The organism is Streptomyces sp. NPDC087859 (assembly GCF_044742595.1).
Lineage (GTDB): Bacteria > Actinomycetota > Actinomycetes > Streptomycetales > Streptomycetaceae > Streptomyces > Streptomyces canus_F.
Genome location: NZ_JBIUUU010000007.1, coordinates 501,401 through 514,083, shown reverse-complemented (window position 1 = coordinate 514,083; position 12,683 = coordinate 501,401). Strand labels below are relative to the sequence as shown.

At 71.2% G+C, this 12,683-nt stretch carries 16 protein-coding genes; 10 read left to right on the top strand and 6 right to left on the bottom strand.

Features of this window, described 5'->3' with window-relative positions:
• The first annotated feature begins 104 nt into the window (after positions 1–104).
• Complete coding sequence (locus ACIOHP_RS20080; RefSeq protein ID WP_361548806.1) at positions 105–650, top strand: TIGR03086 family metal-binding protein; 546 nt, start codon at positions 105–107, stop codon at positions 648–650.
• Positions 651–671: 21 nt separating this feature from the next.
• Here ACIOHP_RS20080 and ACIOHP_RS20075 read toward each other — a convergent pair whose 3' ends face one another.
• The gene (locus ACIOHP_RS20075) at positions 672–1,601 is read right to left on the bottom strand and encodes a DUF72 domain-containing protein (RefSeq protein ID WP_401889148.1); all 930 of its coding nucleotides are present in this window, start codon (positions 1,599–1,601) and stop codon (positions 672–674) included.
• A gap of 78 nt (positions 1,602–1,679) precedes the next feature.
• Between ACIOHP_RS20075 and ACIOHP_RS20070 the strand changes: the two genes are divergently transcribed.
• Both ACIOHP_RS20070 and ACIOHP_RS20065 read left to right on the top strand, forming a co-directional pair.
• Positions 1,680–2,399, top strand: a complete 720-nt coding sequence (locus ACIOHP_RS20070; RefSeq protein WP_401889145.1) for an NUDIX hydrolase — start codon at positions 1,680–1,682, stop codon at positions 2,397–2,399.
• Entirely contained in the window at positions 2,396–3,415 is a 1,020-nt protein-coding gene (locus ACIOHP_RS20065) for an ADP-ribosylglycohydrolase family protein (protein ID WP_361548811.1), read from the top strand. The genes ACIOHP_RS20070 and ACIOHP_RS20065 overlap by 4 nt, the downstream gene beginning before the upstream one ends.
• On the opposite strand, the gene ACIOHP_RS20060 is transcribed toward ACIOHP_RS20065, so the two are convergent.
• The 3 genes from ACIOHP_RS20060 to ACIOHP_RS20050 are packed head-to-tail and all read right to left on the bottom strand — an operon-like array spanning position 3,412 to position 5,095.
• The gene (locus ACIOHP_RS20060) at positions 3,412–3,825 is read right to left on the bottom strand and encodes a Rieske (2Fe-2S) protein (protein WP_401889142.1); all 414 of its coding nucleotides are present in this window, start codon (positions 3,823–3,825) and stop codon (positions 3,412–3,414) included. The genes ACIOHP_RS20065 and ACIOHP_RS20060 overlap by 4 nt on opposite strands.
• The gene (locus ACIOHP_RS20055; protein WP_401889140.1) at positions 3,822–4,406 is read right to left on the bottom strand and encodes a DUF6529 family protein; all 585 of its coding nucleotides are present in this window, start codon (positions 4,404–4,406) and stop codon (positions 3,822–3,824) included. The genes ACIOHP_RS20060 and ACIOHP_RS20055 overlap by 4 nt, the downstream gene beginning before the upstream one ends.
• A 26-nt stretch (positions 4,407–4,432) precedes the next feature.
• On the bottom strand, positions 4,433–5,095 hold the full coding sequence (locus tag ACIOHP_RS20050) for a hypothetical protein (protein ID WP_361486591.1): 663 nt from the start codon (positions 5,093–5,095) through the stop codon (positions 4,433–4,435).
• A gap of 175 nt (positions 5,096–5,270) precedes the next feature.
• Between ACIOHP_RS20050 and ACIOHP_RS20045 the strand changes: the two genes are divergently transcribed.
• The 6 genes from ACIOHP_RS20045 to der all read left to right on the top strand — a co-directional run bounded on the left by ACIOHP_RS20045 (position 5,271) and on the right by der (position 10,184).
• Positions 5,271–5,675: a YidB family protein gene (locus tag ACIOHP_RS20045; RefSeq protein ID WP_401889137.1), complete on the top strand. Its 405-nt coding sequence runs from the start codon at positions 5,271–5,273 to the stop codon at positions 5,673–5,675.
• A gap of 91 nt (positions 5,676–5,766) precedes the next feature.
• Entirely contained in the window at positions 5,767–6,129 is a 363-nt protein-coding gene (aroH, locus tag ACIOHP_RS20040; RefSeq protein WP_046256736.1) for a chorismate mutase, read from the top strand.
• Positions 6,126–7,211 carry a prephenate dehydrogenase gene (locus ACIOHP_RS20035; RefSeq protein ID WP_401889134.1) on the top strand — a complete coding sequence of 362 codons (1,086 nt, stop codon included), beginning with the start codon at positions 6,126–6,128 and terminating at the stop codon, positions 7,209–7,211. Before aroH ends, ACIOHP_RS20035 begins: the two co-directional genes overlap by 4 nt.
• Before the next feature lie 87 nt (positions 7,212–7,298).
• Positions 7,299–7,985 carry a (d)CMP kinase gene (gene cmk, locus ACIOHP_RS20030; RefSeq protein ID WP_361548821.1) on the top strand — a complete coding sequence of 229 codons (687 nt, stop codon included), beginning with the start codon at positions 7,299–7,301 and terminating at the stop codon, positions 7,983–7,985.
• A gap of 53 nt (positions 7,986–8,038) precedes the next feature.
• Positions 8,039–8,626, top strand: a complete 588-nt coding sequence (locus ACIOHP_RS20025; RefSeq protein ID WP_401889190.1) for a lysophospholipid acyltransferase family protein — start codon at positions 8,039–8,041, stop codon at positions 8,624–8,626.
• Positions 8,627–8,705: 79 nt separating this feature from the next.
• On the top strand, positions 8,706–10,184 hold the full coding sequence (der, locus tag ACIOHP_RS20020; RefSeq protein WP_361548823.1) for a ribosome biogenesis GTPase Der: 1,479 nt from the start codon (positions 8,706–8,708) through the stop codon (positions 10,182–10,184).
• Between the two features lie 56 nt (positions 10,185–10,240).
• On the opposite strand, the gene ACIOHP_RS20015 is transcribed toward der, so the two are convergent.
• Together ACIOHP_RS20015 and ACIOHP_RS20010 are read right to left on the bottom strand one after the other, a co-directional pair.
• The gene (locus tag ACIOHP_RS20015) at positions 10,241–10,630 is read right to left on the bottom strand and encodes a hypothetical protein (protein WP_361548825.1); all 390 of its coding nucleotides are present in this window, start codon (positions 10,628–10,630) and stop codon (positions 10,241–10,243) included.
• 82 nt (positions 10,631–10,712) lie between these two features.
• Positions 10,713–11,495: a hypothetical protein gene (locus ACIOHP_RS20010; RefSeq protein WP_361486603.1), complete on the bottom strand. Its 783-nt coding sequence runs from the start codon at positions 11,493–11,495 to the stop codon at positions 10,713–10,715.
• 507 nt (positions 11,496–12,002) lie between these two features.
• On the opposite strand from ACIOHP_RS20010, the gene ACIOHP_RS20005 reads away from it, so the two are divergent.
• On the top strand, positions 12,003–12,632 hold the full coding sequence (locus ACIOHP_RS20005) for a transglycosylase family protein (RefSeq protein ID WP_401889129.1): 630 nt from the start codon (positions 12,003–12,005) through the stop codon (positions 12,630–12,632).
• Positions 12,633–12,683 lie beyond the last annotated feature (51 nt).

Genomic DNA, 12,683 nt, shown 5'->3' with positions numbered 1-12,683 from the left:
CCACCCCCCAGGCCATGCGTTCGACAGGGGGAGAAAGTCATGCCAACTCCGGAGGCCGGGCGCCCCATTGCGGGGCCACGAAGAAGGTAATGGGGGGGGCTGTCGTGAACCCGGGGGAGCTGCTGGAGCGTTCGCTCGCGTACGCGCTGGGGAGCGTGGCCGTGGTGGGGGCCGCCGGACTCGGCCGGGCGACGCCCTGTGCCGGATGGGATCTGGGGGAGCTGCTCGAACATCTCGACGATTCCCTGGACGCCTTGCACGAGGGGCTGACCGGCGGGCGGATCGGACTGCTGCCGCAGAGCGACCGCGTGTGCGGCTTCCGTACGCGCGCGTGTGCGGTGCTCGGCGCCTGGGCGGCCGGCCCCCGTGATCTGGTCCACGTCGGAGAACGGCCGCTGGACGTACGGGTGATGGGCGCGGTCGGCGCCGTCGAGATCGCCGTGCACGGCTGGGACGTGGCGCGGTCCTGTGGACGGTCGCGGCCCTTCCCGGTCGCGCTCGCGGCCGAGTTGCTGCCCATCGCGCGGTGCGTGGTCACCGAGGAGGACCGCGGGGTGCGGTTCGCGGAGCCGGTCGCCGTCCCGTCCAGCGCGCCGCCCGACGCCCGGCTGCTGGCGTTCCTGGGGCGGCGCGATTCCTTTCCGGGATGAGTCCGCTGGGTTCTTCGGCGGCTAGGGCTCCCGGGCCGCCTGTCCCGACGGCCGCTGGCCCGCGCTCCGGGCGGGTCCACCGTTGTCGAGCGCCGGGGACCGGCCGGCGCCGGCCAGCATGCGCCGCATCGTCTCCGCGGCCCGGACGGACGCGGTGCCGCAGCAGTTGTTGAACAGGACGTGGAGCTGCTCGACCCGGTCGGCGAGCGAGCGCAACCGGGGCAGCCACTCGGCGAGTTCGTCCTCGCCGTACTCGTACCGGAAGCGGTCCTCCTTGCTCCCCGTCCCCCAGGCGGCGCTGCGACCGTGGAAGCGGACGACGGACAGCCGCGGTGAGGTGACGGGAGCCACGGGCGGGATCGAGGAGGGGAGCGTCTGGGTCATGTCGACGGCCACGGCGGACATGCCGTAGCGGGCGAGCAGCGCGCAGGTCACGTCCGCCCATTCCTTGCGCCACCAGCCGGGATGCCGGAACTCCACGGCGACCGGCCATCCGGCGGTCCGCTCGGCGCACTCCCGCAGGAACTCCCCGGCCCGCTGTCCGGGCCGGAACCACGGGGGGAACTGGAACAGCACGCTGCCGAGCCGTCCGGCCGCCCGGAGGGGCTCGATCCCCTCGGTGAACCGCGCCCACACCTCGTCCAGCACCGCCGGGTCACCGGGCTCGGCGGGCAGCCCGCCCGGCATCGCGGAACTCCGTGTCGGATGCCCGGTGAGCAGCGAGAACGCCTTCACGTCGAAGACGAAGCCCGGTGGCGTCCGCTCGGCCCACTGCCGGCTGTTGCGGGCGTCGGGCAACGCGTAGTACGCCGAGTCGACCTCGACGACCGGGAACTGCTCGGCGTAGTGCCGCAACCGTCCCTCGGCGTCCCGTCGCCCCGGCGGATACCAGCCGCTGCCGGTCAACGCCCGGTCCGTCCACGAACACGTGCCCACCAGGATCTCGCTCATGCGGTGCGGTTACCCGGGTTGTGCGATCCCATCCGGCGACTTTATAGTCGTAGTGACTATTAAAGGAACGGGGGGCGCGTGGACGCATACGACAAGTACGCCTACGAGCCCTTCGCCGTCACCGTCGATCTCGCCGTCCTCACCGTCGCCGAGGGCGCTCTGCACGTCCTGCTCGTGGAGCGCGGACAGGAGCCGTTCGCCGGCCACTGGGCCCTGCCCGGCGGCTTCGTGCAGCCCGGCGAGTCCGCCGAGACGGCCGCCCGGCGTGAACTCGCCGAGGAGACCGGGCTGTCGGATGTCTCCGGGCTGCACCTGGAGCAGCTGCGGACCTACAGCGAGCCCGACCGCGACCCCCGGATGCGCGTCGTGTCCGTCGCGTTCGCCGCGCTGCTGCCGGACCCGCCCGAGCCGCACGGCGGCAGCGACGCCGCGGACGCCCGCTGGGTGCCGTACGGCGCGGCGCGGCCGCTCGCCTTCGACCACGACCGGATCCTGGCCGACGCCCAGGAACGCGTCGGCGCCAAGCTCGAGTACACCTGCCTGGCCACCGCCTTCTGTGGGACGGAGTTCACGCTCGGCGAGCTGCAACAGGTCTACGAGACCGTGTGGGGCACCGCCCTCGACCGCCCCAACTTCCGGCGCAAGGTGCTCGCCACGCCCGGCTTCGTCGAACCGGTCCCGGGCGCCGCGCGACTGACCGGCGGCCGCGGCAAACCGGCCGCGCTCTACCGCGCGGGCACGGCCACGACGCTCCATCCGCCTCTGCTCCGAACGCCTCGGGAAGGACGTCCCGCATGACCGCCACGACCGTCAGGAAACGCGCCGCCACGGGAGCCCTGCTGGGGCTCGCCCTGGGGGACGCGCTGGGATTCCCGACCGAGTTCAACGACGTGCCGTCGATCCTCGCCAAGTGCGGGCCGTGGCGGGAGATGGAGCTGCCGAGGCCGGCGATCGTCACGGACGACACGCAGATGACGCTGGCGCTGGGGCGAGGGCTGCGCACGGCCATGGACCGCGGGCTGCTGGCGCCCAAGCGGATGGAGCGCCCGGTGCGCGAGGAGTTCGTGGACTGGTACCAGTCGCCGGAGAACAACCGCGCGCCGGGCCGGACCTGTCTCGTCGCCTGCAATCTGCTGAAGACCGAAGGGCGGCTGTGGCAGGACGCCAGCCAGATCCACTCCAAGGGCTGCGGCGCCAACATGCGTGTCGCCCCCGTCGGCCTAGCCCCGGGTCTGAGCGACGAACAGCGCTCCGGCGCCGCCCAGTTGCAGTCCGCGCTCACGCATGGGCACCCGACCGCGCTCGCCGCGTCCGACCTCACCGCGCACGCCGTACGGCTGCTCGCCCAGGGTGCCGAGCCGACCGGACTGGTCGGCCAGCTGCGGTCGTACGCCGTGGAGAACCGCACCCGGTACCACCACCGCTGGCTCGGCGACCTGTGGACCCGCAGCCAGGACCCGTCGCCCGAGCACTTCATCGCGCGCGGCTGGGACGAGTGCCTGGAGATCCTCGGGCGCCTTCAGGAGGCGGTCCGTTCGGTGTCCCCGGAGACCGATCCGTGTCTGGCGACCGGCGAGGGGTGGATCGCCGAGGAGGCGCTGGCGACCGGGCTGCTGTGCTTCCTGCTGTTCGTCGACGAGCCGGTGACGGCCCTGCGGCGGGCCGCCTGCACCGCCGGGGACTCCGACTCGATCGCCTGTCTGGCGGGGGCCTTCGCGGGGGCGTACCACGGGGCCGACGTATGGCCCGTCGAATGGGCGGACCGGATCGAGTACCAGAGCGAGTTGGCGACGCTCGGCGCCCTCTGGGACTAGGCCAGCCGGATCGAGTCGCCCTTGACCGTGATCTTCTTCTCGGCCAGCGGCTGGGTCGCCGGCGGGTTCTCCACCGAGCCGTCCGTGATGCTGAACTTGCTGCCGTGGCAGGTGCAGTTGATGGTGCCGCCGTCGACGTTGGCCACCGGGCACTGCTGGTGGGTGCAGATGTTGGTGAAGGCCTTGAACTCGCCTTCCTTCGGCTGGGTGACGACGGCCTTCTCGTCCTTGAAGATCTTGCCGCCGCCGACCGGGATCTCACCGGTCTTCGCCAGTTCCTGGCCGGCGGAGGCCTCGACGGTGTCGGACCCGGAGTCGCCCTCGTTGCCGTACTCGCCGCAGCCGACGGTGAACGCGGCGGCCCCCGTCGCCAGGAGGACCGTGCGTCGTGTCGGGCCGTGAGTCGTCATGTAGTCACTCCGAAGGTGCGGAAGAACCAGAGGGCGGAGGTCAGCCAGATGATCGTGAGCGCGGTGAAGACGAGCCCGCCGACGATCGGCAGCAGCCAGTTGGGGAGTCGCTCCGAGCGGAGCAGCAGCATCTTGGCACTGAACACTCCGAAGAAGAAACAACCCAGGAGAGAGTGCCAGAAAACGCGCGTTTCGTACGTCTGATAGCCCAACGCGTACAGACAGTGCACCGCCACCGGCACCGACACCAGGAACGCCACCCGGCCCGACCAGCGGTGCAGCACCCCTGACCAGCTCGGGCCCGGCAGCCTGCCGTACATCATCAGCGCCGAGAAGAACTGGACGACGGCGAAGAGGATCGCGACCGTCGCCATCCACGACTTCACCGCGCCCGTGCTGCTGAAACCGGCGAGGTTGAAGGCGGTCCCCGCCGGGTCGTGGACCTTGCCGTACACGCCGAGGGCGACCGCCACCGCGGCGGCGACCAGCGCGGGAACCAGATAGCGCGCCGGGCTCGGCTGCGGCTCGGCGGGCCGGGGAGAGGGGAATCCCTGGGTGGCGGCGTTCGGGTCGGCGGTCATGTCGGCTCCCTCGTACGGACTGGAGTTCAGGGGGTGACGGGGCGGGCCGTGAGCTGCTGTCCGTCGACCGTCACCACGCCGGTCTCCGGGTCGATCTCGGGTGCGGGGGAGGGCTTGCCGTCCTTCTTGAGGATGCCGACCTGGCTGCCGTCCTTCAGCACGATCCAGCCGCCGTCGAATTTCGCGTCGCGCACGGTGGCCGTCGCCCGGTACAGACCGGACGGCTTGATCGCCTTGTCGGCGGTGAAGGCGTAGTGCCCGCCGCCGATGTCGACCGTGCCGCTGATCCGCTTGCCCTCCTTGAGGGTGCCGTTCAGCTTCGAGCCGTCCTTGGCGGTGAGCTTCATGGTGCCGTCGTCCTCGACGTCACCCTTGAGCCACGACTCCTTGTCCCGGCCGTCGCAGAAGTACGCGATCGCCCGGCCGTCGCGCAGGGACACGGCGATCGCGGAGGAGTCGTCGTCGGTGCGGCCCGCGTAGTCGGCGTTCGGGACGGGCACCTTCGACGGCGAAGGGGAAGGGGACGGGGTTGTCCGCGTGGGGGCCGGACTCGGTGACGCCTTCGTGCTCGGCGACTCCCGCACCGAGGACGAGGTGGTCTTCTCGCCCGTCGTCGCATTCAGCGACAGCATGAACAGGCCTACCAGCAGACCCGCGAGAAGGGTGAACAGCGGTCCGGAACGCTTCATTACGGGCCTCCCCCGAGGCGAGCTTCCTGCCATGAGAGCGGACCCGGGGCCTTGAGTCCAGAGGCGCACGGGCGCGTTCTCACTACAAGTAGCGGAATAGGGCAATCTGGGTGACATTGGCAGAGTTCGGCGCCGGGTTCCCCCGGGCTCGGCCGACCTCGCGAAAGGCACGACCATGGCGGGTGACGACCTCGGCAGTCTTCTGGGAGGACTCCTCGGCTCGGGCAACGGTTCCAGCGGGAGCAACATCCTCGGCGCGCTGCTCTCCGCGCTCGGCAAACAGGGCGGCAACGGCAACAACCCGCTGGGCGGGCTGCTCGACACCCTCGCCAGGTCCGGCCTCGCCGAACAGAAGGACTCCTGGGTCGGCACCGGCGCCAACCAGCCCGTGACCGGCACGCAGATCCAGCACGCGCTGCCCGACGAGACCCTCCGGCAGGTCGCCGAGGAGTCGGGCGTCACCCCGGACAAGGCCGCGGACGAGCTGGCCCAGGTGCTGCCCCGGGTCGTGGACAAACTGACGCCGGACGGACAGGTGCCGGCCGGCCTCGACGAGCTCGCCAGGCAGCAGAACCTGTAGGTGTCTCAGCGGGCGGGCGGCGCACACCGGCCCGACGCGGGCTGACTAGGCTGGATGTACCAAGAGCCGTACATCAGCAAGGAGCAGAGCCGTGGCGGTACGAGCGGTCCGGGGCGCCGTCCAACTCGAACGGGACGAAGCCGGTCACATGGACGAGCAGGTCGGAGCGCTCCTCACCGCCGTCCTGGAGCGGAACGACCTCACCGCGGACGACCTGATCAGCATCTGGTTCACGGCCACTCCGGATCTGCACAGCGACTTCCCGGCGGCCGCGGCCCGCAAGCTCGGCATCGTGGACGTCCCGCTGATCTGCGCCCAGGAGCTCGACATCGAGGGCGCCATGCCCCGCGTCGTGCGGATCCTCGCGCACATAGAGTCCGACCGGTCCCGTACCGAGATCAACCACGTCTACCTGGGCACCGCGGCCGCCCTGCGCAAGGACATCGCCCAGTGAGAACCGCACTCGTCATCGGCACCGGCCTCATCGGCACGTCCGCCGCGCTGGCGCTGGTCAGCCGGGGCGTCCAGGTCCACCTGGCCGACCACGACCCCGAGCAGGCCCGCACCGCCGCCGCGCTCGGCGCCGGCACCGACGAGGAGCCCGAGGGGCCCGTCGACCTCGCGATCGTCGCCGCCCCGCCCGCCCATGTGGCCGCGGTGCTCGCCGACGCCATGCGCCGGGGCGTGGCCCGCGGCTACATCGACGTGGCGAGCGTCAAGGGCGGACCGCGCCGCGAGCTGGAGGCGCTCGGCGTCGACCTCGCCTCGTACATCGGCACGCACCCCATGTCCGGCCGCGAGAAGTCCGGCCCGCTGGCCGCGACCGGCGACCTCTTCGAGGGCCGCCCCTGGGTGCTGACGCCGACCCGGGACACCGACACCGAGGTGCTGAACCTCGCCCTGGAACTGGTCTCGCACTGCCGTGCCGTACCGGTCGTGATGGACGCCGACGCCCACGACCGCGCCGTCGCGCTGGTCTCCCACATGCCCCACCTGGTGTCGAGCATGGTCGCCGCGCGGCTGGAGAGCGCCGAGGAGGCCGCCGTACGACTGTGCGGCCAGGGCATCCGCGACGTGACCCGGATCGCCGCGTCCGACCCCCGGATGTGGATCGACATCCTCTCCGCGAACCCGGGGCCCGTCGCCGACCTGCTCACCGATGTCGGCGCCGACATCGAGGAGACGGTGCGGGCGCTGCGGTCCCTGCAGTCCTCCGACGAGGCCAAGCGCGGTGAGGGAGCCGTGGGTATCGAGGACGTGCTGCGGCGCGGGAACGCGGGCCAGGTGCGGGTACCCGGCAAGCACGGGTCCGCCCCGCGCACGTACGAGGTCGTGGCCGTCCTCATCGACGACCAGCCCGGTCAGCTGGCCCGTATCTTCGCGGACGCGGGACGGGCCGGGGTCAACATCGAGGACGTGCGCATCGAGCACGCGACCGGACAGCAGGCGGGTCTGGTGCAGCTGATGGTGGAGCCGCAGACCGCGCCGGTCCTGACGGCGGCACTGCGGGAGCGTGGCTGGGCCATCCGCCAGTAAAGAGGCCGCCGACGAGCCAGTACCCTTGTGCGGGGCCCCATCGCGCCCCGCACTCCCCACCACACCGCACCAGGAAGGTGTCCTCCCGTGGAAAACGGCGCCGCCCAGCCCGTGATCGTCGCCATCGACGGTCCCTCCGGCACCGGCAAGTCGAGCACGTCGAAGGCCGTCGCGGCGCAGCTCGGTCTGAGCTACCTGGACACCGGCGCCCAGTACCGGGCCATCACGTGGTGGATGGTGACCAACGGGATCGACATCGAGGACCCGACCGCGATCGCCGCGGTGGCCGGCAAGGCGGAGATCATCTCCGGCACCGACCCGGCCGACCCGACGATCACCGTCGACGGCACCGACGTCGCCGGGCCGATCCGCACCCAGGAGGTCACCTCCAAGGTCAGCGCGGTGAGCGCGGTGCCGGAGGTACGGGCGCGGATCACCGAGCTGCAGCGCTCGATCGCCGCCTCGGCGGAGCAGGGCATCGTCGTCGAGGGCCGCGACATCGGTACGACCGTGCTGCCCGACGCCGACCTCAAGATCTTCCTCACCGCGTCCCCGGAGGCGCGTGCCGCCCGCCGCAGCGGTGAGCTGAAGGGCGCGGACGTCAACGCCACCCGCGAGGCCCTGGTCAAGCGGGACGCGGCCGACTCCACCCGGAAGACCTCGCCGCTCGCCAAGGCCGAGGACGCGGTCGAGGTGGACACCACCGAGCTCTCGCTGACGCAGGTCATCGAGTGTGTCGTCACCCTCGTCGAGGAGAAGCGGGCCGGGAAGTGACCGTGCCTTCGGAGCGGGGTGCAGAGGTCGGGCGGCGCATCGGCGTCGGCCTGATGTACGGGCTGTGGAAGCCGCGCGTGCTGGGCGCCTGGAAGGTGCCCGCGACCGGCCCGGTGATCTACGCCGTCAACCACTCCCACGCCATCGACGGCCCGATGGTCATGGGCGTGGCGCCCCGGCCGACGCACTTCCTGATCAAGAAGGAAGCCTTCATCGGCCCCCTCGACCCGTTCCTTCTCGCCATCGGACAGGTCAAGGTCGACCGGTCGGGCACCGACCGCACGGCCATCACCCAGGCCCTGGACGTGCTCTCGGCCGGCGGGGTCCTCGGGATCTTCCCGGAGGGCACCCGGGGCGAGGGCGACTTCGCCGCGCTGCGCGCCGGGCTCGCGTACTTCGCCGTCCGCAGCGGCGCCGCGATCGTCCCGGTCGCCGTGCTGGGAAGTTCCGACCGGCCCGGCCGGTTGATAAAGGTGCTGCCTCCGTTGCGCAGCCGTGTCGACGTGGTCTTCGGTGACCCGTTCGAGGCGGGCGACGGCAGCGGGCGGCGTACCCGCAAGGCGCTCGACGAGGCGACCGAGCGCATCCAGAAGCAGCTCACCGCGCACCTGGAAAACGCGAGGCGCCTGACCGGGCGCTGAGCGACACTAAGTAGTGGATCAAACCGGAGAAACCGGGTGGTCCACCGATCACCACGATGAACGACGAGGTACGGACTTCATGAACGACCACATCCACTCCGACGGCTCGGGCGAGCAGCACGACCACGGAGCGCTTGGCGATGCCGAGTACGCGGAGTTCATGGAGCTCGCCGCGGAAGAGGGCTTCGATCTCGAGGACGTCGAGGGTGCGCTCGAGGAGGCCGGTCACGGGCCGCTGCCCGTGCTCGCCGTCGTCGGCCGCCCGAACGTCGGCAAGTCGACTCTGGTGAACCGCATCATCGGCCGCCGCGAGGCCGTCGTCGAGGACAAGCCCGGCGTCACCCGCGACCGCGTGACCTACGAGGCCGAGTGGGCGGGCCGCCGCTTCAAGGTCGTCGACACCGGCGGCTGGGAGCAGGACGTCCTCGGCATCGACGCCTCCGTGGCCGCGCAGGCCGAGTACGCGATCGAGGCCGCCGACGCGGTCGTCTTCGTCGTCGACGCCAAGGTCGGCGTCACCGACACCGACGAGGCCGTCGTCCGGCTGCTCCGCAAGGCCAACAAGCCCGTGGTGCTCTGCGCCAACAAGGTCGACGGCCAGAGCGGCGAGGCCGACGCCACCGCTCTGTGGTCCCTCGGCATCGGCGAGCCGCACCCGGTCTCCTCGCTGCACGGCCGCGGCACCGGCGACATGCTGGACGCCGTCCTGGAGGCACTGCCGGAGGCGCCTGAGCAGAGCTTCGGCACCGCTGTCGGCGGTCCGCGCCGCATCGCGCTCATCGGCCGCCCGAACGTCGGCAAGTCCTCCCTCCTGAACAAGGTGGCCAACGAGGAGCGCGTCGTCGTCAACGAGCTCGCGGGCACCACCCGTGACCCGGTCGACGAGCTCATCGAACTCGGCGGCGTCACCTGGAAGTTCGTCGACACGGCGGGCATCCGCAAGCGCGTCCACCTCCAGCAGGGCGCCGACTACTACGCCTCGCTGCGCACCGCGGCCGCCGTCGAGAAGGCCGAGGTCGCGGTCATCCTGATCGACGCCTCCGAGTCCATCTCGGTGCAGGACCAGCGCATCGTCACCATGGCGGTGGACGCGGGCCGCGCGATCGTCATCGCCTACAACAAGTGGGACACCCTCGACGAGGAGCGCCGCTACTACCTGGAGCGGGAGATCGAGACCGAGCTCGCCCAGGTCGCCTGGGCGCCCCGGGTCAATGTCTCGGCGCGCACCGGCCGTCACATGGAGAAGCTGGTCCCGGCGATCGAGACCGCCCTGGCCGGCTGGGAGACCCGTGTTCCGACGGGCCGCCTGAACGCCTTCCTCGGCGAACTGGTCGCCGCCCACCCGCACCCGGTGCGCGGCGGCAAGCAGCCCCGCATCCTCTTCGGTACCCAGGCCGGCACCAAGCCCCCGCGGTTCGTCCTCTTCGCCTCCGGCTTCATCGAGGCGGGCTACCGCCGCTTCATCGAGCGCCGGCTGCGCGAGGAGTTCAGCTTCGACGGCACCCCGATCCATATCTCGGTGCGGGTGCGCGAGAAGCGCGGCGCCAAGAAGAAGTAAGCGCGCAGACACAGGAAGGGCGGCCCCGACCGGGGCCGCCCTTCCTGTTCACCGCGTCACAAGCCGCGGCGCTGGCCGGGCGGCAGCGCCGGCACGTGCTGCACCATCGTGCCGTGCTGCCCGATCTGTCCGACGCGCTGCCACTGCGACTGCTGCTGCCCGACGCGGGCACTGTGCGCGCCCGCGCTGTAGGCGCTGTACGAGCTGCTGAACGACCCCGGCCGGTGGCCGCCGTACGTGTCCTGCGAAAGGTTCCCGAACGCGGTGAACCCCAGCTCCTCCTCGCCACTGCGGTCACCCGGCAGCGAGCGGAACGACTTGACGTACTCGGCGTAGAGCGCGTCGTAGATCGGCGTGGCCGATGGGCCGCACAGCGGGTCCGGAGTCGGCCGCGCGGACGGGATCGACTGGTAGGACTGGCGGCGGGGAACGTCGTAGGTGTGCACGTATGTCCAAACGACCCCGGGCATCATGAGATGCGGCTGCTTTCAGGGGCGCACGCACCGCGCCCCTTCGCCTCGGGCGTGCTCAGGTCCCGGCGAGAGGCATCGCGGAGGCGACCAGCTTGCCGTTGGCCGCGGCCTTGTCGATCGCGTCCCGCAGCAGGTCCTCGCGGGGCTGACGCCCGATCGATCCCACCGGCGCCGCGAACATCAGCACCTGCTGGTGCTTGTTCGCGGCGGCTCGCCAGCTCTCCGTGACCTGAAGCGGCTGATGCGCCTGCCACCACGCGACCGGCTGTCCACCGGTCGGTCCCGGCTGGAGGACCGCGTGCAGCTGGCCCATCGCCAGCAGCACCGACCACCCGTGCAGCACCGGCGGTACCTCCGTCAGCTGCGTCACCGGCATGAACCCCTGCTCGATGAGGAGCGGCAGGAAGTCGTCGCCGACGTCGGTCGCGCCGGGGCGCACGATGGGGGCCGTCGGTTCGACCACGAGCGCCGGGTGCAACTCCCCGGCGATCAGCACGAGTCCGCTGGTGACGCCGAGCACGGCCTGCTCGGGTACGGCCTTCGCGGGGTCCGGCTCGACATGGTCGCCGTTGATGGAGCGTACGGCTCCCTGGAGCTGCTCCTCGGTGACCTGGACGATCTGCGAGGGCAGACAGGTGGCGTGGGCGAAGGCGAGGACGGCGGTCTCGTCGCCGATGAACAGGACGGTGCTGGTGCGCTCCGCTTCGGAGTCGCCCGGGGTGCGGCAGGAGGTGCAGTCGTAACTGCCGGGGGCGTTCTCTCCGGCGAGCAGCCGGTCGGCCTCATCGTCGCCGATCTCGGCGCGGACCTCGTCGCTGACGTCGAGCATGCGCGGCACGGGTGACTCCCTCAGGAAGCGGTGCCCGGGTGGGTCCCGGGCTCATGAAGAAGACAACGGGCGATCTGTGGCGGGAGTCACGCTCCAGAGCGAACGGAATCGAACCATCCGGCGCACAGGGTCACGCAGGGACCGGAATCGGGCACTCAACGTCAATTCCCAGGAGAACCAGGGAAGTTGGTCGCGTGAAGTGGGTCACAGATCACGAGAGCGACTGGTCGACAAATCAGGAAATCAGCGAATGAAGTGGGTGGCCGAAAAAAGTTGCTACTCGGGGTAACGGCGAACTGGCCTGGAGTGACAAGCAATTGGTTGATACCGGGCGGTCGCCCTCTCTAGATTCCTCGGCCGTGTGCAACGAGCACCGCTCGGGTTCGTCCGCCGGCCGCACCAAAGCCAGCTCGCAGCACCAGCCTCCGGCGGACGGGGCGGAGCGCGACGACCCTGCCCCTGCGCAGGGAGCGCGCCCCGCCTTGGGGGACCCCGGGTCCTTCGAGAGGGAATTACATGTCCGAATGTGCCGATACCACCCGCGACAACGTTCGTAAGACGCGTACGACGGCGGTTCTCGCCGGGGCGGCCCTGCTCGCCCCTCTCGGACTGCTGGCCGCGACCGGCAACGCCGCGGCGGCGGACGGCGGAGTGTGGGACCGCATCGCCCAGTGCGAGAGCGGCGGCGACTGGCACATCAACACCGGCAACGGCTACTACGGCGGACTGCAGTTCTCCGCCTCCACCTGGCGCGCCTACGGCGGCAGCGCCTACGCGGCGACGGCGGACAGGGCGAGCAAGTCCCAGCAGATCGCCGTGGCCACCAAGGTCCAGCGCGCCCAGGGGTGGGGCGCCTGGCCCACCTGTTCCGCCCGGGCCGGGGCGTCCGGCAGCGCTCCCTCGGTCCCCTCCGGTTCGGCCACCACCAAGGCTGCCCCCTCCAAGCCGTCGAAGACGCCGGCACGTTCCCAGAGCCACTCGGACCGCAGCGCGTCCCGTGGCGACTACACCGTCCGCAAGGGCGACACGCTGAGCGGCATCGCCGCCCGGTTCGGGACCACCTGGCAGCGGATCCACGCCGCCAACAAGGCCGTCATCGGCGGCGATCCCGACATGATCGTGCCCGGGCAGCGTCTCGAGGTCTGAGCTGCTCCCCCCTTTCCGGGCACGGGGCCCCACCCGTTCGGTGCGCCGACC